Raw genomic sequence first — 25,684 nt, 5'->3', positions numbered from 1 at the left:
TTTTCACAACTCAATTTGTCCAAATTTGTGTCAACAATAATACATTTTGAGCAAGTTATATGAATCATATCAAAGGTTTTACCTGCCCAAAAAAATGTAATTTGTGTTGATTTTAGCTTGTTGTGTCTACCTTTATACGAGCAAGTTATGGTGGAGTATCTCCTACGTCAGCCATGACATTAAAATTCACCATTGGTGCAAACAAGTAAGCACTTCCCCGATTGTTATGGCGACTTTCTTGCAACGGATTTCTAGAGTATGCTGCTCTAATCATGTTGCACATTGATGATTTACAAACCAACCCAATCACGCTTCATTTTTACATGAATGGCTTTTGACAATAATTGCTCACCAGCATAACACACTTTTTTTTGATGTCGAGTCTTTCTTATAAATCAGTTTAATTTAATTTTTCTGACATCTGATAAATTTGCCACCAAGACAATATTGTACTAGCTAAATAAACAACAAATAATGATTTTTATTTGTAAACAAAATTACATTTTGGAAAATACAAATTTTCTAGACTAAAATCTAAAGAACTAAAACCATATGAATTAGGACTTACGCAACTGGCACATTCGTAGAGTGCGTCAGATTTGAGTTTTTCGTGATTCTCGACAGATGTTTGGCATCTGACGCACCCTACAAGATAGGTTGAGTGTGACACCTCCGTAAGTCCTGATGAATTTCTAAACTTTGAAACTACCTGGCTGCATCAGTAGACAATTCCTGATACTCAGCAACTTGGTATGAGCAGGTATTGATCAGGTGAATAATTGCGCTACACTCAAAATGATATTGTGATTACACTATTAAGTTTAATTTAAGAATTAGCTAAAACTAACATCATTACTGATAACAGACAATTAGTAAATCACCCTATCAGGTGATCCAATTGGGTGATGTGAGCCTGATACTATACATTATAAATTTTGAAAACAATCCAGATATAACTTGCATCCATGATATTCTCAAGGACAACAAGGAAGATGTTGTTTGAGATATCACTGTTCACTGTCACCCTTGGCGGAAGTTATGGCTTTAATTAAAGAAATTGCTCAACAAGCTTTAAATATTGGTTATTTAAGTATTGATACCCAAAAACAAATTCAAATGTTACTGCAAACTAATTATGATTCAGAAGATGTGGATGCTTTGATTATTTTGCAACGAGCGATCGCCTCTGGTAAGGTACAACGAGAGTCACGTCGTCACAAAGCTTACTTCCCTGCTCATAGCAAAGAATCTAAAGACAACATTAAACAGGCTTATCAAGTAGCAGCAGAGATGACTTTTGCCATAGCAGTAGCTTTGACTATGCACAAGAATAGTCAAGATCAGCCCTCTTTGGGTACATGAAATTTAACAACTACTAGGGAAGCGATCGCTAAATAAAATAACCGTTAGCAGATTTCATCAATAATCTAAAGAAATCTCATGATAATTTTGGGATCGCTGATATAAAAAGATAGCAAGTAAGATTAAAGCGAGAATATTCTCGGAGAATAATTAAAATTTAATACATTAAATTTTAAGCTTCAGGGGTAAACAGATAATGAAAAATACCCTGAGCATAAACTTTAGCAACAGAACAGCTGTGTTTTTCCAGACTTAACAAAGTCATGATAATTTTACAAACATAGTATAAAGAATTGGCAACATTGGGTAAAGACAGTCAACAATAACCTTAGCTAAACTAGGAACTTTACTAACCTATGCAGCCAATTCGTACATTCAACGTTTCTCCTTCCCTGCCGCCACGACTAGAACCATTGCGGCGGTTGGCGTATAACTTACATTGGGACTGGAATGTTGAGACTAAAGATTTATTTCGGCGCTTAGACCCAGATTTATGGGAATCTAGTCATCACAACCCAGTATTGATGCTGGGTACGATCTCTCAAGCGCGACTTTCGGAAGTAGTCGAAGATGAAGGCTTTCTAGCGCAGATGGATCGTGCGGCTCGTCAGTTAGAAGATTATTTACAAGAGCGCACTTGGTATCACAAACAACGCAGTCAAAAGCCAAAAGAATGTTACGCCTATTTTTCGGCTGAATTTGGACTGGTAGATTGTTTGCCTATTTATTCTGGTGGCTTGGGTGTGCTGGCGGGGGATCACCTCAAATCTGCCAGCGACTTGGGTTTACCTCTAGTCGGTATCGGTTTGTTGTACCAGCAAGGCTACTTTGCTCAGTATCTCAATGTGGATGGCTGGCAGCAAGAACGCTACCCGATTAATGATTTTTACAATATGCCCTTGCATCTGGAGCGTAATCCTGACGGTTCAGAACTGCGGATTGCCGTAGATTATCCAGGGCGTAAGGTGTACGCCAGAGTTTGGCGGGTACAGGTGGGAACAGTACCCCTGTATATGCTGGACACTAACATTGAACCAAACAACCCCTACGACCACGACATCACCGATCAGTTGTATGGTGGTGATATCGATATGCGTATTCACCAGGAAATTATGCTGGGTATCGGTGGTGTACAACTATTAAAAGCTTTGGGGTATGAAGTCACAGCCTACCACATGAATGAAGGTCATGCTGCCTTTTCCGCCCTAGAACGCATCCGCATCTTGATTCAAGAACAGGGATTAAGCTACTCGGAAGCGAAACAGGTGGTGATGTCCAGTAATATCTTTACCACTCACACACCTGTGCCGGCTGGGATTGACTTGTTCCCTCCCGATAAAATTCTTCACTACCTGGGTTACTACGCAGATATTTTTGACTTACCCAAAGAGCAATTTTTGGGACTGGGAAGAGAGAATACAGGCGATTTGTCCGCACCCTTTAGTATGGCAGTGCTAGCCTTGAAGATGGCAACTGCTTCCAATGGTGTTGCCCAACTGCACGGTGTAGTGTCCCGCCAAATGTTCCAAGGGTTGTGGAAAAAAGTCCCCGTAGAGGAAGTACCAATTACAGCGATTACCAACGGTGTTCATGCCCGAAGTTGTGTAGCTAAATCAACTCAGGAGTTATACGATCGCTACTTGGGGCCGAATTGGTCATCAGCATCACCAGATAGCCCATTATGGGAACGGATGGAAGCCATTCCTGATGAAGAATTGTGGCGCAATCATGAACGTTGCCGCTTAGACATGATTTTGTATGTGCGCGAACATCTAGTCAAGCATTTACACGATCGCGGTGCTTCCCCTTCCGACATTGCTCAAGCCCAGGAAGTCCTTGATCCTAATGTTTTGACTATTGGCTTTGCCCGTCGTTTTGCCACCTACAAACGTGCTACCCTGTGGATGCGTGACATTGAACGCATCAAGCGGATTTTACTAGGTAACAAAGGCCGCAAGGTGCAATTTGTAATTGCTGGTAAGGCACACCCGAAAGATCTTCCCGGTAAAGAACTCATCCGCGAAATCAACCACTTTATCACTGAACAACACTTAGAAAAACACATAGTGTTTGTTCCCAATTACGACATTCATATTTCCCGGTTGATGGTAGCTGGTTGTGATGTCTGGTTAAATACACCCCGTCGTCCCCGTGAAGCCTCTGGTACTAGCGGGATGAAAGCAGCCATGAATGGATTGCCTAATTTGAGCGTCTTAGATGGTTGGTGGGATGAAGCTGATTATGTCCGCACAGGTTGGGCAATTGGCCACGGCGAGAATTACGATGATCCTAATTACCAGGATGAAGTCGAAGCTAATGCTCTCTACGACTTACTAGAAAAAGAAGTCGTACCATTGTTTTATGATCACCGTGATGTCGATGGTTTACCCCGCCCTTGGGTTGCCAAAATGAAAGACGCTATCCGGTTGAATTGTCCCTTTTTCAATACAGCGCGGATGGTGAGAGAATATGCTCAACGAGCTTATTTCCCGGCTAGCGATCGCTACCATACCTTAAATTCTGACAACTATGCTCCAGCTAAAGAATTAGCAGATTGGAAAGCAAAACTAAGTATTCACTGGTTTAATATCAGAATCAAAGATATTGACGTATCTGTAGGTGCAGATATAGAAGTTAATCAAACCGTGGGCGTAAAAGCTAAGGTTGACTTGGCAACTTTAACAAATGAAGATGTGCAAGTAGAACTATATCAAGGCTCAATTGATGCCAACGGCGAGATTGTTAACGCTGTACCTGTAGTTATGGATTACCAAGGACAGGATACACAAGGGTTGAGTGTTTATACTGCTGATATCATATACACCAATTCTGGTTTACAAGGCTTGTCTTTGCGGGTACTGCCCAAACACCCATATCTTTCTAGCCTTTATGAACCAAGATTGATTGCTTGGGCAGAGTAAGGGTGCAGGGGTGCGGGGTGCAGGGGAGAAAAACTTTTACCCAGTCCCCAGTCCCTAATCCCCAGTCCCCATTGCTTGCGGGATGACAATGTAACCGGTAGTGCGATCGCCTAATACCAAGTTCCGTTGTTCTCCCCAATACCACCAGTAAGCAGCGACATAAGCACAGATAAGACTATCTAGTTTATCTTCCGTGGCTTTGAGTGCTGCACCTGTATGGGGAATCTCCATAGAGAACTTACTACCCAGATGTAAAGCAGGTTCCAAGGTAGGTAACATCTCCACAATATATTGATAAAGTTTGATTAATTCTAAGCGGCGCTCACTGATGCGCCCTTTTTTGTATTTTAAAATCCGTTCTAAGCCAAATAAATGCACTATGGCGGGGTGGGGAAAGACTTCTATCTGATATCTACCCGGTGTTTGTGGTTCAATACTTGGTGCATGGGCAAAACCACGGGATTCTAATTCTAAGCCAAAATTGATCGTCCGTTCTGCAAAGGGGAGATTTTGGTTAGCGGGGTAACAGCCAGCATGATATTTCCCAAAGTATTTGTGAGTCAGCTTATCAGGTAGACGACTACCTGTAGGGTTCGGGATGAGAGTAGGCGCATCTACGGCGATGATTGCTGATTCGGCTGATTTTACCCAGTTATCTATCCAAGTTAGGATGTGTGCGATCGCATCTTGCCGTTCTAAATCAACTAATTTTAATTTTCCTTCTGCCAATTGTAAGCAACATAACCCACTAGGTTGTGATTTCCAACCCAAATCAACACCAATAAATTTCATGGTTTTAAATCTAAGAGTTTATTCATTCTCACATTGTCTCGAAATTGCTAGGTAGTAAGTTGCAATGTGACACATCGTCCGTAGACTGATAGTCCATAGAAGCTGAAAATCGGCACATGAATGAACCGAAACAAAAGATTCTTAGTGCTTTAGGCTATCTTGTCAGACAACGCAGAATAGAGCAGGGAATATCCCAAGAGGAACTAGGACTACGCGCCAATTTAGACCGTACATACATATCTGGTGTAGAACGTGGAGTCAGAAATCCATCACTAACTGCTCTTGTCAGCCTTGCTAATGGCCTAGGTATAAGTGTTTCTGTTCTTCTTGAACATCTGGAAATAGAAGCCAATAGAATACAGTGAGCAAGGAACAAAATTTAGTACAGACAATTCAGAGCCAGTTCAGACAAGATTCAACTCAACTACAAGTCTTTAAGCTGTTGTCAGATCAACAATGGCACTGTAGAGAGTGTGAAGGAAAGAAAATAGGATCAAATCAGTACGCTGGTGGTGGAGGTATTCAGGGATTACAACGTGGAACAAGGAGTCGTCCTGGTCTTGTAATTGAAACAACCAAAAACTACTGTCAAACTTGTCAGCAGACACGCTTAGGAGATAGGTGGACAGGTGAGATAAAATCAGCTAATTCTGCATCAAATATACCCGCTTCTTTAGTCGAAAAAATTTTACAAGTTTATTCTTATACAGATGTAATAGAACAAAGGCAAAGAGAGAAACATGAATTAGTAATTGATCATAGATTTCCGATGGAAAGATGGGGAGCTAGTGAGCCTCCACACTTAACATCTATGAGTGATAATGAAATCAAGCGAAAGTTTCAATTGTTGAAGAAAGATACCTCTGGCAATCACAATCTTTTAAAATCAAGAAGCTGTGAGCGATGTATCAAAACTGGTAAACGAGGTGCGCCTTTCGGGATTCATTTTTGGTATCAAGGAGATGAAAACTGGCCTTCTGTACATCAGCGTGGTGATGAAGCTGAAGAAGGTTGTGTCGGATGTGGTTGGTATAATTTTGAAGCGTGGCGTAATGCGCTCAATCAAAAACTATCTCAGTCTGATCAACATAAGTAATATCAACTTGATGATCAGTGTTAAGTGCAATCTTGTTTAAATAAGGTATGAGCGCATAACCAATACACTCTGCTAAACGAGGTGGGACTGCATTCCCAATTTGCCACATGGCTTTTTTCATAGTCCCTTCAAAAATGAATGAATCAGGAAAGCTTTGTAATCTTGCCATCTCACGAGATGAAATTACCCGATTTAAATATGGGTGGATATGAGTACCGCCATGATTTTCTTTAACAGTCATACTTGGTTTACCTGGATATTGACGCTTAAAGGCATCAACATATTTTTGATATAAAGAACCACCAGGGGGTACTTTTGCAATACGCTCCATATACTCTGGTGAATGTCTAGTCCATTGGTGATTAATTTCTGGAATTGGAGTATATTCTGGTAAATCAGAAATAGCTGATTCGATGGGTTTATATTCTTCTGGTAATAACTGAGCTTTAGGATATGGATTTGGCATTCCGAATCTATTAGCAATAAAGATAGCTCTTGGTCTAATCTGTGGTACTCCATAGTCAGCAGATTCTAGAATTGCTACAGAAACATGAGGATAACCAATAGATTCAAAAGCTTCAATAATAGCTTGCTTCACATTTCCATTTTGAATGGTTAGAATTCCTGGTACATTTTCCATAACTACATACCACGGACGTATTTCTGATACCACACGTACAAATTCATAAAATAGACGATTACGCGGATCTTTGGGATCGCGTTTACCTGCTACCGAAAACCCCTGACAAGGAGGACCACCAACCACCAGATTTACTTCAGGATAGCCAATTTGTTGCAACCAACTTTTTGGATAAAATTGTTCTATATCTCCACAAAAATGATGACAATGAGGAAAATTTCTTTGATGTGTAGCAGAAGCAATTGGACTAATTTCCACACTAGCTAAGGCCTGGAATCCAGCCTGTACTAATCCTTGTGTAATTCCTCCTGCACCACAGAACAGATCCACAAAAGTATATTGAGATGCTGGTATTAGTGGGGTATTAACATCAATAAATATCTTGTATGGATCTTGATCATTTTTCTCTAAATTACGTTTGATACGTTCATAACGTCCTAATTTTGGTTTTTTCTCCTTTTTGGTAGGATTAAACCCTTCTTCGTTGCTAAAAAAAGAAAGTTGTGTACCTTGCATTAGTTGCTTAATTCTCTGAAATAAATGCTTGAATGAGACATATAGTCTACAATACATCAAAAATTATCTGTCACCTCAATTAAAGCACTACGAATTCCGATTTCACTCATAGAATGCCCCGCATCAGGAATAACGATAAATTCGGCTTCTGGCCAAGCTTGATGTAGCTCCCAAGCTGATATCATCGGACAAACTACATCATAACGCCCTTGCACAATCACACCGGGAATATGACGAATGCAGTCAACATTTAATAATAATTGATTGTCAGGATTTAAAAATCCTTGATTCATAAAATAATGACATTCAATCCGTGCAAAAGCTTCCGCAAATTTATCCTCACCAAAAGTTTGCATTAATTGTGTATCTGTAAATAATCTACTGGTGCTAGCTTCCCAAATTGACCACGCCCGCGCTGCTTCTTGCCTAGTTTCCAAGTCTGGACTAGTTAAACGTTGATAATAAGCAGTCAGTAAATCATCACGCTCATCTACAGGAATTGGTTTGAGATATTCTTCCCAAGCATCAGGAAAAATATAGCTAGCCCCTTCTTGATAAAACCAACGTAATTCTTTTTGTCGCAACAAAAATATACCACGTAAAATTAATCCTAAACAACGTTCTGGATGAGTTTGACTATAGGCTAATGATAAGGTACTACCCCAACTACCACCAAAAACTACCCACTTTTCTATATTTAAATGCTCGCGCAGCTTTTCAATATCATTAACTAAGTCCCAAGTCGTATTTTCTCTTAACTCTGCATGGGGTTGACTTTGACCACAGCCACGTTGATCAAACATAATTAATCGCCATTTCTCAGGATAAAAATATTGGCGATAATATGGCGGACACCCACCACCAGGGCCTCCATGCAGTAAAACTATCGGCTTACCTTGGGGGTTTCCTGATTCTTCAAAATGAATTGTATGCAATTCTGAAACTTTTAATTTCCCTTCGTTGTAAGGTTCAATCGGTGGGTAAAGTTCACGCATTTTTATCTGTGATGATTTTCTACATATTAATAAGCCTACAAAGTATACAAAATACAATGTAGGTAACTTAAGGATATAGTTTTTGCTGCAAAAAAACAAATTAGCTAGAGGAAGTATTTAAAGTTTGGCCTGCTGCTTTCCAACCATTGATGCTGGGGGGAAAACCTCGGACATTTTCATAGCCCAACAAACGTAAAGACATAACTGCCATTGCTGAACGATAACCAGATGTACAGTAAACTACCACAGGCTGATTTTGCGGAATTTTATCTAGGTTTTGCGTCAGTTTTGGCAAAGGAATATTAATCGCATTACCAATATGTCCAGTCGCGTACTCAGAAGGCTCTCTGACATCAACCAAAAGCATATTATCTTCTCTGAGTAACCGTTGCAATTCTTCTACATTACCCACGGTGTAATAACCTTTGGGAAGAGAATTAAGATAATGATCAACTGCTGTTTGTATGTCTGAATCTGAATTTAACACGGTTGAGACTTTTGTAATTGGGTTAGATATAGTTTGAGTCAATGCTAAGGCTGGCAAGTTATATGTGACACTAAAAAGAATACAGAAAAATATGCCTATTGCTAGTAAAATTGCCAAAAACCTTTGATATTTCATGGTCTAGATTTAGCTAGTGTTTTCGATTATCAATTAGGACGTATTTTTTCACTACATTCTAGACCATAAAGATAATATGCCCATCTAATGAAAGTGTGAATATGAAACTTTTAGGTAGAGGTTTTAGCAGCGATTTCTGCTTTAGCTTCCGAGATCAGTTCTTGACTACCTTCATAGGCAATGATTCCGCCTTTGATGGTTTCCTTAGCGATGGACTTACCAAGTTTCTTGACGGCTGGTAGCAGTATTGGTACGAGAATAAAACCAGTAACACCAACAAGTAGTAATTTTGTCATACCAGGAAATAGGCAGTATTTACCAAATAGAGGATTTCTAGTTAATGCCTTGCTCAATTGATATTCTAATTTCATAATTGATGTCTCCTACTTACTCATAAGTATTCAATTTTTGTAAAACCGACTTAGTAGAAATTATGTGCTGATGCAAGCCTAATTTCCTCGGTGAAATCCCACACGCTAAACCAATTAACTCCGTAATGTAGATAACTGGTAGCCCATAGTTAACATGATATTTCTTCTCAATATCTGGTTGTTTGATTTCTAAGTTGGTAGCACACAACGGACAAGCCAAAACTATACAATCAGCCCCCAGAGATTTAGCCTCATCTAATATTTGCTTAGTCAAATCTAAGGCGACATCTTCTTTAGGGATGACCATAGAACCGCCGCAACATTTGGTTTTGGATCGGAAATCAACGACCTCAGCCCCACACTTTTGAGCTAATTTATCCATTGACATTGGGAATAAAGGAGAATCCCATCCAGTAATGTCTGCTGGTCTAGTTAGCAGACAACCATAATAACAAGCCACCTTCAAACCTTTGAGGGGTTTTTTGATATGGGTGGAGATATCAACATCATTGAGTAAAACATCTACCACATTCCTAACTTTAATGTGGGAATCAGTAATAGATATCCCCATTTGTGACAAAATCGCGGTGATTTTATCTCGTTCTGTCTCTTTTTCTAATGCTTGTGCTGCCCTAGCTGATTTGTTATAACAACCAGAACAAGATGCTAACAAATCGAGATTTTGTTTCTGTGCCAAAGCCACATTTCTCGCCGCCAAAGCCATACCCACATCATGGGAGACAGCACCAGCAACAGAACCCCCACAACATGACCAATCATGTAAATCCTCAAGTTCAATTCCCAACTCCCGCATCACAACTTTAGTGGAGATATCAAACTCTTTAGCAGTTGTGTGCAGACTACATCCCGGATAGTAAGAAAATTTCATTGTTCAACTGCCTTTGCTAATGCTGCACTAAATTGTTTGGGGTCTTTGACTTTGGCGGGGAATGGAGAGATTTTGCCCCGTAAAGCTAATTTGATACCTAATTGCGCTTGTTCCAGCACGGCAGACATACCCCCGTACTCTTGCATTAATTCCGGTTCAAAGAGAATACCGCGTTTCTTGATTAACTCCACAAATATCTGATTGAACCTGACAGAATCATTTTTGATCCCTTCCCGAATAGCGATCGCCTTTACCGCTTCAATCACATCCGCCGGACGCACCCCACGCGGACATCGGGAAGTACAAATTTGACAGGAAGTACACAACCACAAAGCCTGACTTTGCAGAACTTTTTCCCACTCACCCCTTTGAATCATCAATACCAAGCTGCGCGGTAAAATATCCATCCGATCAGCATTGGTACAGCCACCGCTACAAGTACCACATTGCATACAACTTGCGATCGCGGCATAATCACCACCCTCCGCCAGCACTTTCTTAAGAAACTCGCGGTTCATCTTGTCGCCATCCACCTGGCGATCGACCTTTAACCCAAAGAAACACTTTTTCGCTGCCATTTTTTTACACCCTAATGAAGTGAAGCTGCAATTTCCGTCACTGCTGAATAACCATTTTGAGAACCCACAGACTGACTAGCTAAAAATCCTGCAATTTCTGCCGCAGCAGAACGTCCATCAGTAATAGATTCCACAATTGCTTTCGGCCCTGTAGCTGTCCCCGCCAGAAAAATCCCTTCTCTGGGCGAAGAATTGTTAGAGTATTGCATATTTGCAGTTTCATAAAAACGGTCTGCACCAACCTTCAACCCCGCCACATCAGATAATTCCGTATTGGCGCACATCCCCACCATCAACACCAACATATCCACAGTCAAACGCATCGGTCTAGCGGTGAGTGTATCTTCCAGCCTTAACAATAAATTACCGTCAGTTTTCTCATTCGCCTCCGACAACCGACCGCGAATAAACTGAATCCCATAATCTTCCTGAGAAGTGCGATACAGTTCCTCATAACCGCGACCAAACACCCGAATATCCATGTAGAGACAATAAATCTCACAATCAGGAATCTGCTGTTTAAGTTCAATGGCTACCTTAATCGTGTTCGTACAACAGACCCTAGAACAGTAATTATTATTGACCTTCTCATCCCTAGAACCCACACAGTGAATCATCGCCACCTTCTTAGGTATTTTCCCAGCAGCCGTCTTCACCGTGTGATGTTTCAGCATGGCATCTAACTCAATAGAAGTGAAAGAATTATCGTAGATACCATAACCATATTCTTCCTTCAAAGCAGCATCAAACGGCTTAAATCCCGTCGCCACCAAAATTGCAGCCGCATTGATAATTTCACCCGTCGAAGTAGTCACTTGAAAATGAGGTGCTGACCCAGCAATCCCAGTCACCGTACAATCAGTTAAAATCCTAGTCTTACCCAGATTACCCTTCAAATTACCGATAATTTCCGTAGCATCAGTAAAATCAGGAAACACCTTATACCAATTCTTAACATGACCCCCAATAGCAGCCGCCTTCTCAACTAACACCACCTCATACCCAAAATCCTGCAACCTCCCAGCCGCCGCCATCCCAGCAACACCGCCCCCAATCACTACTACATTCTTACCCATAACCTTCACCTCTAAACTCTCCTACTCTCTGCGCCTCTGCGTCTCTGCGTGAAAAAATCCCCAACCTAAAACGGCCTCCGACGCTCCTCCGCCGTCTTACTCCTGTCATAAGGAATACCAATCTTATCCAACAAAGGCTCAATCGGCACAGCCTTAGCATTCAACCCACAATCCTTAAACGGGTCATAACCCAACAACAACCCAGTCAACTGAGCATAGTCAAGAATACTGACATTAAACTCCTCTTCCAACACCTCTTTAATCGTTCCTTGTTCCGCATCAAGAAACACCGTACACCCCGGACAATTAGTGAGAATTAAATTACAGTCTGGATGCGCCTCCTTCAAACTCACCATTTTCTTATAAACACTGCTAGCGGTGTAATCTCTATTTTCTGGAAAAGCACACTGACGAAAGCCCATCCCGCAGCAATGTCTGCGTTCAGGATAATCAACAATCTCTGCACCAAAAGCTTCTAACAACCCAACTAGCACCTGTGGGAACTCAGCCCCACCCATCGCCTCACCTGGGAAAATCTTCCCATAGTGACATCCAACATGGTCTGTAGCTTTAATACCCTTGAGACTGTACTTAGCTTTTGCGGCTAACTTATGGCGATTTGCAAAGAACACATCCGAAGCATGAACCACAGAAGGTCTACCCCCAGAAACGTGAGGAATCCAAAATTCTCTTCCGGTAGTTTCCTTCAAAGTCTTTTCTGTATATTCTTTTAACTCTGGTTCTTCCTCCCAAAGTTTAATCACTTCTGTATAGTTAGCGAAAGAGGTCACACAAAATGAGAAAAGATTATCTACACCCAGTTCATGATGCGCCACAGAAAAATTCCTCGCCGCCATCACCATTTGCGTTTCCAGGTTCGACACATCCCCGTGATAGCCAATAGCACCACAGGAAGTATGTCCGGCTGCTTCCCGCAGTTCCATACCTAAATCATTTTTCAAAATTTTATATGCAATGCCTTCTGTGTAAGGGGCAGCACTTTGAAGAAAACAACTGCGAAAGCATCCCCACAACTTCCCACCTTCATCATCTACAGTGGGGACATTTTTCTGGTGTCTTTCCCAAGCCTGATTTTTTCCTGCCAGTTTCATTATTTTTCACCCTATGTAGTTATTTCAATTCGTAATTTCTGCTATCGCCGGTTTCTAGCCAGGTTTGCCAATATTCCTCTACTTCTTTCTTGCTACCTAGTTTCTTCTCCATGCCTTGTTCCACAGCATCCATCAAAGAAACTGCACCAGTGGTTTGATAAATTGCCCGTACTTCTTCCATATCTTTTTCTGGAATCACCCGATGCGAACCTGCGCTATTTTCCAGATTCATGGGGACATCCCACCATTGCCGCATTTCTTGCATATGGTTGTAATAGTATTCCCAGTTGTCACCGAGTTCAGGGAAGTGGGAAGGCGAAATATTTTCCGCCAGCAAGGTGTAACCCCGTTTGAGCATATTTTCCCCAAACACCCGCTTGGCGATTAATTGCTGTCTGCCTTTTTCTGACTCAGCAAAGTAACCATGTCTAATTGAAAGGCGACGTAAAGCGAGAATTACCGAAGCTGCGCTGTTACCTCTAGGACACCGGGTTTTACAAGAAAAACACTGTCCGCAATACCAGATTTTGTCTGACTTGAGTAATTCCTCAATCATTTCGTCATCTTCCGACTGCACCGTGTTCATTACTTCCCTAGGAGAGTAATCGCTAAACTCAGCCGCCGGACATACCGCAGTACATACACCACAATTTAAACAGGCATTCATTCCATGCTGATATAAAATATCTTTCTTCAGCTCGTTAAATAATTTCCCCATAAATAAAACCTCGTCATTCGACTAACTGAATGACATCCCTTGAATGTTTTTCCATTATATAACTATATAGTAATATTATCAATCCCATTAGGGATTCTTTTGTTACGTTTCTTAAAATTGTAGTGGGGATTGGGGGCAGGGGGCAGGGAGCAGGGGGCAGGGGGCAGGGGGCAGGGAGCAGGGGGCAGGGGGCAGGGGGCAGGGGAAGCAGAGGAGAAAAACTCTTGACTCAGCACTCCCTACTCCCCACACTCCCCACACCTCCCACACTCCCCACTCAGCACTCAGCACTCAGCACTCAGCACTCAGCACTCCCCACTCAGCACTCTCAAGACAGTTACCCTGGAAAATGTCAAAATGAAAGGTGTTTTGCCATTGCCACTTTACACAGTGGGCATTTGAGATCAATAAACTGGTAATTTATGGGTAAGCAGCGTGTTCTTTCGGGAGTTCAACCGACTGGTAACTTACACTTGGGTAACTACTTAGGTGCAATTCGCAACTGGGTGGAGATTCAAGAACAGTATGATAATTTCTTTTGTGTCGTAGATTTACACGCGATTACAGTACCGCATAATCCAGCGACATTGGCAGCAGATAGTTACACAATTGCTGCACTTTATTTAGCTTGTGGTATTGACTTAAAATACTCGAATATCTTTATTCAATCCCACGTCTCAGCCCACAGTGAACTTGCTTGGTTGCTCAACTGCATCACACCCCTGAATTGGCTGCAAGACATGATTCAGTTTAAAGAGAAAGCCCTCAAGCAAGGGGAAAATGTAGGTGCAGGTTTATTAATCTACCCCGTGTTGATGGCGGCTGATATTTTGTTGTACCAAGCTGATAAAGTACCGGTAGGTGAAGACCAAAAACAACATTTAGAACTGACACGGGATATTGTCAACAGATTTAATCACCAATTCGCCAAGGATAATCCTGTGCTGAAACTGCCAGATCCTTTAATTCGCAAGGAAGGCGCGAGGGTAATGAGTTTGACGGATGGGACACGCAAAATGTCTAAGTCTGATCCTTCAGAATTAAGCCGGATTAATCTTTTAGATACACCAGACCAAATTGCGAATAAAATTAAGCGGTGTAAAACTGACCCAGTACGGGGTTTAACCTTTGATGACCCAGAAAGGCCAGAGTGCAACAACTTGCTAACTTTATATATGTTATTGTCGGGCAAGGCGAAGGAAGAAGTAGCGGCTGAGTGTCAAGACATGGGCTGGGGACAATTTAAACCATTGCTCACGGAAACAGCAATTAATGCCCTCAAACCAATCCAAGAGAAATATCAGCAAATCATGGATGACAAAGGCTATTTAGAGTCTGTGTTACGTGATGGGAGAGAAAAAGCGGAAGCGATCGCCAACCAAACCCTAAAAGATGTGAAAGCTGCATTGGGTTATTCAATGCCTTTGTAAATTTGGGCATTGGGCATTGGGCATTGGGCATTGGGCATTGGGCATTGGGCATTGGGTATGGGATTTTCTCCCCCTGCTCCCTGCTCCCTGCCCCCTGCCTCCCAGTCCCCAGACTTCTCTTTAAGGAGTGATTCATAATACCCTTAAAGAGAACCCAATTATCAACGTTATGGAACATAGCCATAGCTGCAATTACAGTACATTGAATAATTTCCGTAAATCCGCGCAAGCAGGTGAATTTTTAGTTACCGCCGAGGTAGCACCACCAAAAGGGGGAAATCCCACACACATGATTGAAATGGCGGCGACCCTTAAGGGGAGGGTTCATGCTGTCAATATTACCGATGGTAGCCGTGCTGTGTTACGGATGTCTTCGTTGGTAGCATCAGCGATTTTGTTGCAACATGGGATTGAACCAATTTGTCAGATGGCTTGCCGCGATCGCAACCGTATTGGTATACAAGCCGACCTCATGGGCGCGCACGCTTTAGGAATTCGTAACATCTTAGCTTTAACTGGCGACCCAGTAAAAGCAGGTGATCATCCTGAAGCCAAAGCTGTATTTGATTTGGAAGCTGTGCGACTACTACAACTGATTCGGAACATGAATCAAGGTGTCGATAGCCATGATAAACCTTTAACTGATGGTGCAACAGATTTATTTGCAGGTGCAGCTGTAGATCCTCAATCTGACAGTTGGTCAGGTTTGCAAAGTCGCTTTGAACGTAAAATTGAAGCGGGCGCGCAATTTTTCCAAAGTCAGCTAATTACTGATTTTGAAAGACTAGAAAAATTCATGGATAAGATAGCATCCGTCCATAATAAACCGATTTTAGCGGGAATTTTTCTGTTGAAATCAGCGAAAAATGCTCAATTTATTAATAAATGCGTTCCGGGTGTAAATATACCTGAACACATTATTGATAGGTTAGCAAAAGCCAAACACCCCTTAGAAGAAGGTGTAAAAATTGCTGGCGAGCAAGTGCAGATTGCAAGGCAATTATGTCATGGTGTCCACATGATGGCGGTGAAGCGGGAAGATTTGATTCCCAAAATCTTAGATTTAGCTGGAGTTACACCAGTTAATCAGGTGTTAGCGAAGTAGGTTAGTAATAGACTATCTAGATAGAGGCGCAAAATTTTGCGTCTCTATAAATTGAGAAAATAGTAGGATTGAAATAGCTTCCTCAACAAGCTCTATTTAATAATATAGTCACCCCAGGCATAACTAGTCATTTAGTGTAACAGTCTTAACACTAAGGAGTAATTACTGTGACCGATTTAAATAACTACAGATTAGAATTAGCAAATGAAGAAACTTTAGATGATGATGAAGATAATGATGAAGAACTAGAGGAAAAATTTACCTTTCAGTATGATCCTGAAAAAATTAACATTGTTACTAGAGAGCCAACTATTGAGCAATTATTGAGAAGAATTGATGAAGCAGCACTTGATTTAGCACCCGACTTCCAAAGACAAGCAAATATATGGACTCCAGAAGCAAAAAGTAAATTGATAGAATCTATTTTAATTAGAATTCCATTGCCTGCTTTTTATATAGATGCTACTAATGAAGATGAATGGGTAGTTGTGGATGGATTACAGAGATTGTCTGCTCTCAAACAATTTGTAATTGATAAAAGTGACAAAACAAGACTTAAATTAGTTGGTTTAGAATACTTGAAGGAGCTTAATAATAAAACTTATGATGAATTAGAAAGGAGATATCAACGTCGTATTCTAGAAACTCAAGTTACAGTATTTTTAATTGAGAAAGGTACACCATTGGAAGTAAAATATAATATATTTAAACGGATTAATACGGGTGGAGTACCTCTCTCTAATCAAGAATTACGTCATGCTTTGAATCCAGGTCAAGCTATCAAATTGGTTGCGAAATTAGCTTCTTTTTCAGAGTTTCAACTTGTTGTTAATCTCAGTGATTCAAAGAAAAAGAGGATGGATGATAGGGAGTTTGTGCTAGGCTTTCTTGCTTTTTATTTAATTTCTTATAAAGAATATCAAGATGAAACTAGAGAGTCATTCTTTAGCAAGGCATTATCAAAAATTAACAATCTTAATCATGAAGATGTGATAAAAATAGAAGAAAATTTCAAAAAGGCTATGGTTGCAGCCTTTGAAATTTTCGATAATAATGCTTTTCGTAAAATATCTTATAAAAATAAAAGAAAATTCCCACTCAATAAATCTTTGTTTGAGGTTTGGTCTGTAAATCTTAGCCGTCTAAGCATAGAAGAAATTGAAATATTAAAACATAGAAGACAAAAACTTATAAATATTTTTGTTAATCATGTTGATAATGATGCAGATTTTCTAGTATCAATATCTCAAGTAAAAAATAAAATAGAGTATAGGTTTGCAACAGTTGAGAAAATTATCAAAAAAGTATTATCATGATTAGCTCTCTGAAATTGATAAATTATAAAGCTTTTGAAAGCCAGCTACTTGGATTTAAACCACTTACGTTCCTTTCTGGTCTAAATAGCACAGGAAAATCTTCTGTACTGCAATCGTTATTGTTGTTGCGTCAATCTTATCAACAAGAATTATTACCAAATATCGGTTTAGCATTAAATGGTGAATTAGTAAAGATTGGTACTGCCAAAGATGCTTTCTGCGAAAGAGCTAAAGAGGACTATCTTGGTTTTGAAATTGTTTGGAATGATGAGAAAAAAGGGACTTGGTATTTTAGTTATGACCCAATTAAAACAGAAGCAGACATCTTAAATAATCTAGATAACCAATCATCAGTTGATGCAGGTGTTTATAAATCAAAAAGCATTTTTAATAAGCGATTTCACTATTTACAAGCAGAACGTCTTGGCCCAAGAACATCTTACGATATGTCAGATTATCAAGCCCGACGACTAGGACAACTAGGTTCTAGAGGTGAATACACCGCACATTTTTTAGCAATTAATCAAGATAAAGATGTTCTTCAAAGTAAACTAAGACATCCAATGGCAAAATCAAATACTCTGAGTAGCCAGGTTGAAGGATGGATGAGAGAAGTTAGTCCTGGTACGAGAATTAGAATCAACTCAAACTCAGATATAGGTTTGATGAGTTTGCAGTATTTTTATGGAGATAGTAACCCGTATCGTACTACGAACGTCGGATTTGGAATTAGTTATACATTACCGATTATTGTAGCAGTTTTAGCATCTTCTCCTGGTACTATAATTCTTATTGAGAATCCAGAAGCACATCTGCATCCTAAAGGACAAGTTAGAATGGGTGAATTATTGTCTCTTGCAGCTAGTTGTGGAGTTCAATTAGTATTAGAAACTCATAGTGATCATATTTTAAATGGTATTCGTCTTGCTGTTCATGGAGGAAAACTTAAACCTGATGATGTTCAGTTACATTATTTTCGGCGACAAGAGGGCAGAAAGCAAACTGTTACACAAGTAGTATCACCATGTATTGATCGGAACGGTAGAATTGACCGATGGCCTGATGGATTTTTTGATGAATGGGAAAAGAGCTTGGATGCTTTGTTAGAACCGGCGGGAGAATAAAAGTGGAGATTGACTTATTATTAAATGAACTGTCTCTCAAAAATCCCGCTTCTGATCAGCAAACAGCGCGTTATTGGATGTCAAACTTTATTCAAACTATAAAAGCAATAAAAGCTCAGGGTGTAAAAGTATATCTTCGCACCAAAGATAATTTTCATACAACTATACTTGCACCTGATTATCCGTTACGTCGTTGGCTTAATGATCAGGAAGTAGATCAAGTTGAACGAGGTTTTATTAGAACACTAGCAACAGGAAATCCTTTCTCAACAAATATTGCAAATGTAGATATTAAAGATATCGAGAATAATTGTGGTTTATCGGAATTTTGGTATCAGGGAGAAACAGCAATTGGTCTTGGTGTTGCTTATATCCTAGACACTATGTCCGTAAGTTTGATGTCAGCAGAATGCTGGGATAGAAGTTTTTTATCAATTGAAGCTCAAACAATTGATGAAGATGGAGTAGTAATCGATGAGATTGTCAATATAGTTCATACTAGTCGTAGCAATCATGTTGAAGAACACACCGAATGGTTCAAAAACCGCATTCGCCTGGGTGTTATAGATGGTGAGGATCTTTGGAATCGGAGAGATGAGTTATTTCCTAGTTTGGAGTTTTGCGAAAATGTCAGTAAGCAAATCCAAAATCTTTATTATGGAACTCCAATTCTTACACAGGTTGTAAACAAGTTGCTTGAATTAGAAAACTACTGTAAAACTTGGACTGAAGGGGGTTTTAATGTAGAAGGTATTGCCAGTAAAGCAACTCCAGAAAGCGAATCTAGGCTGCACAAGTTAGTGCAGAAACTAACTTTTAAATGCCCTGATGGTAAAGATCGCATTTTTAGTTTGCATCTTAGAATGACTGGCGCAGGGGCTTGGCGACTTCATTTCTCTACAGAGTTAGGCCCTGGTAAAATCATCATTGGATATATTGGAACAAAAATACAATAGTTAAACAAGTATTATAGTAAGTAGTCACTGTAAAACAATATACAGTTATAGCTGGTCGTATACATCGCTCTCCTCCCCTTCTCACTGCTAAACTAAAAAACAACCCTTACCCTCTGCAAAGGTGATCTTATGACCTCTGCAACCAATCTAGACGCTGACCTCACCCCATTTCCCGACCATACGCAGCTACCAGAGTCCGATGGTACTTTCGTGAAGAACTTTCAGGAACATCCCCAAAGCATTCTACTCACTGACTCGATTAAACCCGTATTACAAAAACGCCATCCTGATGGACAATACTGCATAGGTCAAGATAGCGGTATTTACTGGCGGATGACTGATCCCCCAGAAAAAGGCGCGGAAGCACCGGATTGGTTTTATGTAGGAAATGTACCGCCCTTGCTGGATGGACAAACACGTCGGTCTTATGTGCTGTGGCGCGAGTTTATTTCCCCATTAATTGCTTTAGAATTTGTTTCTGGCGATGGTACGGAGGAACGAGACAAAACTCCTTGGAAGGGTAAATTTTGGATATATGAGCAGGTAATTCATCCAGCTTTTTACGGAATTTATGAAGTCAATAAAGCCAGTGTGGAAGTTTATCACTTAATTGATGGACAATATCAATTATTACCAGCAAATGAGCGCGGTCATTATCCCATACATCCATTAGGTGTTGAGTTGGGTATTTGGCAGGGTGAATATCAGAATATGGAATTACCGTGGCTGCGTTGGTGGGATTTGCAAGGTAATTTGTTGTTTACTGGTGAAGAGAGAGCAGAATAGGAACGTCAACGAGCCGAACAGGAGTGTCAAAGAAATGAACGCCTGATTGCTCAATTGCGCTCTCGGCGTTGAACCAGAAGTCTGAGATTTTACACTTAGTGTCCTAACGACAGTAACTTGTATCCTAACGACAGTAACTTGTATCCTAACGACAGTAACTTGTGTCCTAACGACAGTAACTTGTGTCCTAACGACAGTAACTTGTGTCCTAACGACAGAACTTAGTGTCCTAACGACAGAATCTTTATATCGACTAAGTTTGACAGCTTCTTGCCAAAACATAGTCTCTAGTCGAGCGCGTTCCGGTTGGCTAAGAGATGTTTTGGCTTTGCTCAAATAACGTTACGTGATAATCCTAGTCTTTTAACTTAACAAAAAAAGTCATATATAAATATTAAGTAGCATAGGTATTTCTGAGGCTGACCGCAATATACTGACGCAAAACGCAAGAAAGAGAAATACCTAGCTGAAGCAGCAAGACTTTGCTCATGTTTAGCCCTGCAACCGTGTTGACATTAGCTGATCTGGCAAAGGCGATCGTCCCTCACCCTCTGACGATCGCTCCAGATGCTTGTGTGGTGGATGCCATTGCTCTGATGAGTGCTGGCAGTAGCACTTGCAATTTTATCTGTGAGATAGATCCTGCATCTCACCTACAGCTATCCCAAACGCGACGTAGTTGTGTATTGGTAATAGAAAATGATCGCCCAGTAGGGATTGTCACAGAGCGGGATCTGGTGCGTCTGAGTGCTGCCGGGTTAAATTTGGCAGAGGTGGCGATCGCAGATATCATGTCTTCCCCGGTAATTACCCTCAAGGCAGCAAACTTCACCGATATCTTTGTTCCCCTAAGTCTATTTCAGCACCATCCCATCCGTCATTTACCCTTGGTGGATGAACAGGACAGAGTGGTAGGATTGCTCACCCATGACAGCCTCCGGCAACTGTTGACCACGTTCGATCTGTTACATTTAATCACCACTGCCGATGTCATGACTCAGGTTGTGGTTCATGCTCCACCAACTGCGACGCTAGCCGAACTCACTCAGTTAATTTCCACCCATCGTGTCAGTTCGGTGGTCATTGTGAATCATACTGCTACCCACCTTATCCCTGTTGGTATTGTTACTGAACGGCATATTGTGCAGTTGTTATCTTTGGAACTAGATTTCGTCACCGTCATAGCGGAGACAATCATGAGTATGCCCGTGGTGTCTGTGAATGCAGACATCTCTTTGTGGGTGGTTCAACAGTTAATGCAAGAGCGGCAAATCAATCAGGTGGTAATTACCAACAATGAGGGTAATTTGCTGGGCATTGTCACCCAAACATCGTTATTGAGTGTACTCAACCCGATGGCAATCTACGGATTGGTAGAGCGATTGGTGCAGGAACGCACCAGCCGGATACACAAGCAGGTAGCACGGGAAAAATTACTGACTCAAATTGCCACCCAGATTCGCGCTTCCCTGAATCTGTCAGAAGTCTTAGATGCTGCTGTGACCGCAGTGAGAGGGTTTTTACAGTGCGATCGCCTGTTGGTCTATCAGTTCCAGTCGGATTGGAGTGGTATCGTAGTTGCAGAGTCCGTGGGTGAGGGATGCAGAGCATCGTTACACGATATGATTGACGATCCCTGTTTTCGTTACCAAGCGGCTGTGCTGTATCGGGACGGGAAAATGATCGCCATCGATAATATCTATACCTATGGCTATCCTGAGTGTTACCTAAGCCTGTTAGAGGAATATCAGGTAAAAGCTAAATTAGTAGTATCTATTTTAGTCTCTGGTCAACTGTGGGGTTTGTTGATTGGTCATCAGTGTGCCGAGTATCGTTGTTGGCAAGAGGCGGATCTGACTTTGCTGGATGAAATTGCTGTACAACTAGCGATCGCTATTCAGCAAGCTACTGCTTACCAACAGGTGCAAACCGAACTAGCAGAACGCCAACGCACCGAAGCAGCTCTGAGAGCCAGTGAGGAACGCTTTCGTAAGATTATTGAGACGACTCTGGAAGGGGTTTGGATCATTGATACCCAAACCTGCACTAGCTACGTTAACCCACGTATGTCCGAAATGCTGGGCTACACCATAGACGAGATGCTAGGCAAAACGCTGTTTGACTTCATGGATACAGAAGCGCAAGTACAAGCCCATATTTATTTGGAACGTCGCCGTCAGGGGATTCAGGAACAGCATGACTTCCGCTTCAAAACTAAAACGGGACGGGATGTATGGACGTTGATTTCCACAAATCCTTTGTATGACGATGCCGGTAACTATATCGGCTCATTAGCAATGCTCACGGATATCAGCGATCGCAAAGTCACTGAGTCCATGCTCCGTCAGTATGAGCGGGTGGTATCTGCTACTACCGATGGCATTGCCCTGCTGGATTGCAACTATGTTTATCGGCTAGTTAATGATGTCTACCTGGATAGATATGAAAAATCACAAGAGGAGATTGTTGGTCACTCCGTTGAGGAACTCTTGGGTAAAACCGTCTTCGAGACTTTAGTACAGCCATGCTTGGAACGGTGTTTAACTGGGGAAATTCAGCAACATGAAGCTTGGTTGGAATATCAAAATGGCGCTCGGCGGTTTGTCAGAGTTACCTATTCTCCCTACATTGAACAAGATGGTAAGATTACCGGGGTTGTTGTCAGCACCCACGACCTCACCGCGATTAAGCAGGCTGAAGAAGCTCTGGAGCAATTAAACCAGGACTTAGAACGCCGGGTTCAGGAACGCACTGCTGCCCTGCAAGCCAGTGAAGAACGCTGGCAGTTAGCCTTGAAGGGAGCAAATGATGCCATTTGGGACTGGGATCTCAAAAACCACAAAATTTTCTTTTCTAGTCGCTGGAAGCAAATGCGCGGCTTCACCGACGATGAAATTGGTGATTCACCGGATGAGTGCTTAAGCCGCATATACCCTGATGACTATGATCGCGTTATGGCTGCCGTTGACGACCACTTTGGTGGTAGAACGGAGTTTTTTGAAGTTGAGTATCGCACTCAACGTAAAGATGGTAGTTATATGTGGGTGTTGGATCGCGCCCAGGCATTGCGCGATGAATCTGGGCAGGTAATTCGCATGAGCGGTTCTGAAACCGACATCACCCAGCGCAAGTTGGCTGAGGCTGCCCTGCGAGAAAGTGAACGCCGTTATGCCACCTTAGCCGCCGCCGCTCCAGTCGCCATTTTCCGCTTTGATCAACCTTTAAACTGTGTCTATGTCAATGATCGCTGGAGCGAAATGACAGGCAGACCGAAAGAATCTGCTTTGGGCAAGGGATGGATCGCATCTCTACATCCAGATGAGCGTGATGAGCTGCTCGCCCAATGGTCTGGAGAATTGATTCAAGCATCTCCAGGAGACATCACTCTCAACCATACTGAAGGTAGGCATCTACGCCCAGACGGCAGCATTAATTGGTACTATGTGCAGGTGGCGCAGGAAATTGATGCGGCTGGTAAAGTGATTGGCTATATTGGTACCTTAACAGATATCACCGATCGCAAACGCCTGGAACAAGAACAAAATCGCTTGATTGCCATCCTAGAAGCCTCGACCGACTACATCCTGATTGCAGACTTAGAGGGTAATGTCATCTGGAGTAATTCATCACTTAAACGGATGCGGGGGCAAGATGGTAATGTAGCATCCAACCAGAAAAAACCCATTGATTATCATCCGCAATGGGCTGTAGAATTGCTGGAGCAGCAGGCTGTACCAAGTGCGATCGCCAATGGCAGCTGGCTGGGAGAAAACGTCTTGCTAGACGCTCAAGGAGAAGAAATTCCCGTCTCCCAATTGCTGCTGGCGCATAAATCACCCCAAGGAAAAGTAGAATTTTTCTCAACCATCATGCGAGATATGCGGGTTCACAAAGAATATGAACAGCGCCTAGAGCGAACTAATGCTGAACTGCTCCGCGCTACCCGCCTGAAAGATGAGTTCCTCGCTAATATGAGCCATGAACTACGTACTCCCCTCAATGCGATTCTGGGAATGTCTGAGAGCTTACTGGAGGAGGTATTGGGTGAACTGAACGACCGACAACAACAAGCGATCGCCACCATTGAACGTAGTGGTGAGCATCTCCTGGGCTTGATTAACGACATTCTAGAAATCTCCAAAATTGAAGCAGGTAAACTGGAACTGGATATTTCTACCGTTGCTATTTCTCAATTGTGCAAATCTAGCTTGACTTTTGTCAGGCAACAGGCACTGAAAAAACAGATTCAACTGCATATGTCCTTACCGCCACACCTGGGAGAAATCGCTGTGGATGAGCGCCGCATCCGGCAAGTATTAATCAATCTCTTGACCAATGCCATTAAGTTTACCCCTATCGGTGGTAGGGTCACGCTAGAGGCACACTATGAACCAATGGAACTTAACCTAGCAGAGCGCGTGCCGATCATTCGTTCACATGGGCTATTGAATCTCGTCCCCACACCAGATAACTGTCCTCCTGGCTGCGGTTACTACCTCTGTATTTCCGTCATAGATACAGGCATCGGTATTGCTCCCGCCGATCAAGCCAAACTATTTCAACCCTTTGTCCAGGTTGACAGCAGCCTCAACCGTAAATACGAAGGTACAGGGCTGGGGTTAGCACTGGTAAAACGCATCATTGAACTACATGGGGGAGATGTCAGCCTTCGTAGTGAACTTAATCAGGGTAGCTGCTTTACTGTGCGCTTACCTTACACTTGTCAAGTTGCAGATAGGCCAACTCTCAGCTTACCCTTATCTTCCCACTCAGTAGCGATCGCCCCACCGGAAGTAGTCGCCGCCCCCAGTAGTGTCCATCCACCCCTCATCCTCTTAGCAGAAGATAACGAAGCCAATGTCAGCACCATCTCTAGCTACCTGGAGGCTAAAGGCTATCGTATCTTGGTAGCGAACAATGGAGAGGAGGCAATTAATCTTACCCAAACCCATCGTCCCGACTTGATTTTAATGGATATCCAGATGCCAGGAGTCAACGGACTGCAAGCCATTGAGAAAATTCGTCAAAATCACCAACTAGCCTCAATACCCATTATTGCCCTGACAGCATTAGCCATGACAGGCGATCGGGAAAAATGTCTGGCCTCTGGAGCAACTGACTATCTGGCTAAACCCGTTCAACTCAAACAACTGGCAGCGACAATTCAGCAACTTTTACTCACAAACAATACCATTCAAGATTGATTAAGAGAATAAAATCTCACTCAGTATTTTTTCGTAAGCTGCGATCGCTTATACTCCTAGCAGCAGGTTTTAGTT

The 25,684-nt window shown here is 41.9% G+C and carries 21 protein-coding genes and 1 pseudogene; 11 read left to right on the top strand and 11 right to left on the bottom strand.

What is annotated here, in order from left to right; genetic code table 11:
• Positions 1-145: 145 nt before the first annotated feature.
• Positions 146-274 (bottom strand): hypothetical protein, encoded by a 129-nt coding sequence (locus tag NOS7524_RS31045; RefSeq protein ID WP_268741970.1) that lies wholly within the window; start codon positions 272-274, stop codon positions 146-148.
• A gap of 764 nt (positions 275-1,038) precedes the next feature.
• Here NOS7524_RS31045 and NOS7524_RS24655 point away from each other — a divergent pair.
• Positions 1,039-1,362 (top strand): hypothetical protein, encoded by a 324-nt coding sequence (locus NOS7524_RS24655; RefSeq protein ID WP_015141198.1) that lies wholly within the window; start codon positions 1,039-1,041, stop codon positions 1,360-1,362.
• Positions 1,363-1,718: 356 nt separating this feature from the next.
• Positions 1,719-4,283 carry an alpha-glucan family phosphorylase gene (gene glgP / locus NOS7524_RS24650; protein WP_015141197.1) on the top strand — a complete coding sequence of 855 codons (2,565 nt, stop codon included), beginning with the start codon at positions 1,719-1,721 and terminating at the stop codon, positions 4,281-4,283.
• A 54-nt stretch (positions 4,284-4,337) separates the two neighbouring features.
• On the opposite strand, the gene NOS7524_RS24645 is transcribed toward glgP, so the two are convergent.
• Positions 4,338-5,075 (bottom strand): DUF429 domain-containing protein, encoded by a 738-nt coding sequence (locus tag NOS7524_RS24645; protein ID WP_015141196.1) that lies wholly within the window; start codon positions 5,073-5,075, stop codon positions 4,338-4,340.
• Positions 5,076-5,191: 116 nt separating this feature from the next.
• Here NOS7524_RS24645 and NOS7524_RS24640 point away from each other — a divergent pair, with 116 nt between their 5' ends.
• Together NOS7524_RS24640 and NOS7524_RS24635 are read left to right on the top strand one after the other, a co-directional pair.
• Positions 5,192-5,440 (top strand): helix-turn-helix domain-containing protein, encoded by a 249-nt coding sequence (locus NOS7524_RS24640; RefSeq protein ID WP_015141195.1) that lies wholly within the window; start codon positions 5,192-5,194, stop codon positions 5,438-5,440.
• The gene (locus NOS7524_RS24635) at positions 5,437-6,171 is read left to right on the top strand and encodes a hypothetical protein (RefSeq protein ID WP_015141194.1); all 735 of its coding nucleotides are present in this window, start codon (positions 5,437-5,439) and stop codon (positions 6,169-6,171) included. The genes NOS7524_RS24640 and NOS7524_RS24635 overlap by 4 nt, the downstream gene beginning before the upstream one ends.
• Here NOS7524_RS24635 and NOS7524_RS24630 read toward each other — a convergent pair.
• From NOS7524_RS24630 to NOS7524_RS24590, 9 genes are all read right to left on the bottom strand, one after another.
• Complete coding sequence (locus NOS7524_RS24630; protein WP_015141193.1) at positions 6,134-7,327, bottom strand: DNA cytosine methyltransferase; 1,194 nt, start codon at positions 7,325-7,327, stop codon at positions 6,134-6,136. The two genes, NOS7524_RS24635 and NOS7524_RS24630, sit on opposite strands and share 38 nt — an antisense overlap.
• Positions 7,328-7,383: 56 nt before the next feature.
• Positions 7,384-8,322 (bottom strand): prolyl aminopeptidase, encoded by a 939-nt coding sequence (gene pip, locus NOS7524_RS24625; RefSeq protein ID WP_015141192.1) that lies wholly within the window; start codon positions 8,320-8,322, stop codon positions 7,384-7,386.
• 100 nt (positions 8,323-8,422) lie between these two features.
• The gene (locus NOS7524_RS24620; RefSeq protein ID WP_015141191.1) at positions 8,423-8,944 is read right to left on the bottom strand and encodes a rhodanese-like domain-containing protein; all 522 of its coding nucleotides are present in this window, start codon (positions 8,942-8,944) and stop codon (positions 8,423-8,425) included.
• A 110-nt stretch (positions 8,945-9,054) separates the two neighbouring features.
• On the bottom strand, positions 9,055-9,315 hold the full coding sequence (locus NOS7524_RS24615; protein ID WP_015141190.1) for a hypothetical protein: 261 nt from the start codon (positions 9,313-9,315) through the stop codon (positions 9,055-9,057).
• A 16-nt stretch (positions 9,316-9,331) separates the two neighbouring features.
• On the bottom strand, positions 9,332-10,204 hold the full coding sequence (locus NOS7524_RS24610; RefSeq protein ID WP_015141189.1) for a CoB--CoM heterodisulfide reductase iron-sulfur subunit B family protein: 873 nt from the start codon (positions 10,202-10,204) through the stop codon (positions 9,332-9,334).
• Positions 10,201-10,782 (bottom strand): 4Fe-4S dicluster domain-containing protein, encoded by a 582-nt coding sequence (locus NOS7524_RS24605; protein ID WP_015141188.1) that lies wholly within the window; start codon positions 10,780-10,782, stop codon positions 10,201-10,203. Before NOS7524_RS24605 ends, NOS7524_RS24610 begins: the two co-directional genes overlap by 4 nt.
• Positions 10,783-10,793: 11 nt before the next feature.
• A complete protein-coding gene (locus tag NOS7524_RS24600; protein WP_015141187.1) occupies positions 10,794-11,858 on the bottom strand; it encodes an FAD-dependent oxidoreductase in 1,065 nt (354 codons plus the stop codon).
• 65 nt (positions 11,859-11,923) lie between these two features.
• On the bottom strand, positions 11,924-12,970 hold the full coding sequence (locus NOS7524_RS24595) for a heterodisulfide reductase-related iron-sulfur binding cluster (RefSeq protein WP_015141186.1): 1,047 nt from the start codon (positions 12,968-12,970) through the stop codon (positions 11,924-11,926).
• 19 nt (positions 12,971-12,989) lie between these two features.
• Positions 12,990-13,688, bottom strand: a complete 699-nt coding sequence (locus tag NOS7524_RS24590; RefSeq protein WP_015141185.1) for a 4Fe-4S dicluster domain-containing protein — start codon at positions 13,686-13,688, stop codon at positions 12,990-12,992.
• A 422-nt stretch (positions 13,689-14,110) separates the two neighbouring features.
• Here NOS7524_RS24590 and trpS point away from each other — a divergent pair, with 422 nt between their 5' ends.
• The 7 genes and pseudogenes from trpS to NOS7524_RS24555 all read left to right on the top strand — a co-directional run bounded on the left by trpS (position 14,111) and on the right by NOS7524_RS24555 (position 25,609).
• Positions 14,111-15,118, top strand: a complete 1,008-nt coding sequence (trpS, locus tag NOS7524_RS24585; protein WP_015141184.1) for a tryptophan--tRNA ligase — start codon at positions 14,111-14,113, stop codon at positions 15,116-15,118.
• Positions 15,119-15,287: 169 nt separating this feature from the next.
• Positions 15,288-16,223 (top strand): methylenetetrahydrofolate reductase, encoded by a 936-nt coding sequence (locus NOS7524_RS24580; RefSeq protein WP_015141183.1) that lies wholly within the window; start codon positions 15,288-15,290, stop codon positions 16,221-16,223.
• 167 nt (positions 16,224-16,390) lie between these two features.
• On the top strand, positions 16,391-17,539 hold the full coding sequence (locus NOS7524_RS24575) for a DUF262 domain-containing protein (RefSeq protein WP_015141182.1): 1,149 nt from the start codon (positions 16,391-16,393) through the stop codon (positions 17,537-17,539).
• Complete coding sequence (locus tag NOS7524_RS24570; protein WP_015141181.1) at positions 17,536-18,663, top strand: AAA family ATPase; 1,128 nt, start codon at positions 17,536-17,538, stop codon at positions 18,661-18,663. The genes NOS7524_RS24575 and NOS7524_RS24570 overlap by 4 nt, the downstream gene beginning before the upstream one ends.
• Positions 18,664-18,665: 2 nt before the next feature.
• Positions 18,666-19,619 (top strand): hypothetical protein, encoded by a 954-nt coding sequence (locus NOS7524_RS24565; RefSeq protein ID WP_015141180.1) that lies wholly within the window; start codon positions 18,666-18,668, stop codon positions 19,617-19,619.
• Between the two features lie 129 nt (positions 19,620-19,748).
• Positions 19,749-20,490 (top strand): annotated as a pseudogene (locus NOS7524_RS24560) (Uma2 family endonuclease).
• Positions 20,491-20,893: 403 nt separating this feature from the next.
• Positions 20,894-25,609, top strand: coding sequence for a PAS domain S-box protein (locus NOS7524_RS24555; RefSeq protein ID WP_015141178.1), 4,716 nt, complete (start codon positions 20,894-20,896; stop codon positions 25,607-25,609).
• Positions 25,610-25,684: the final 75 nt, after the last annotated feature.

The sequence above is a fragment of the Nostoc sp. PCC 7524 genome (assembly GCF_000316645.1).
In the GTDB taxonomy this organism is placed as follows: Bacteria; Cyanobacteriota; Cyanobacteriia; order Cyanobacteriales; family Nostocaceae; genus Trichormus.
Note: the sequence above shows the minus strand (reverse complement) of the source record. Positions and strands in the feature narration are given on the sequence as shown.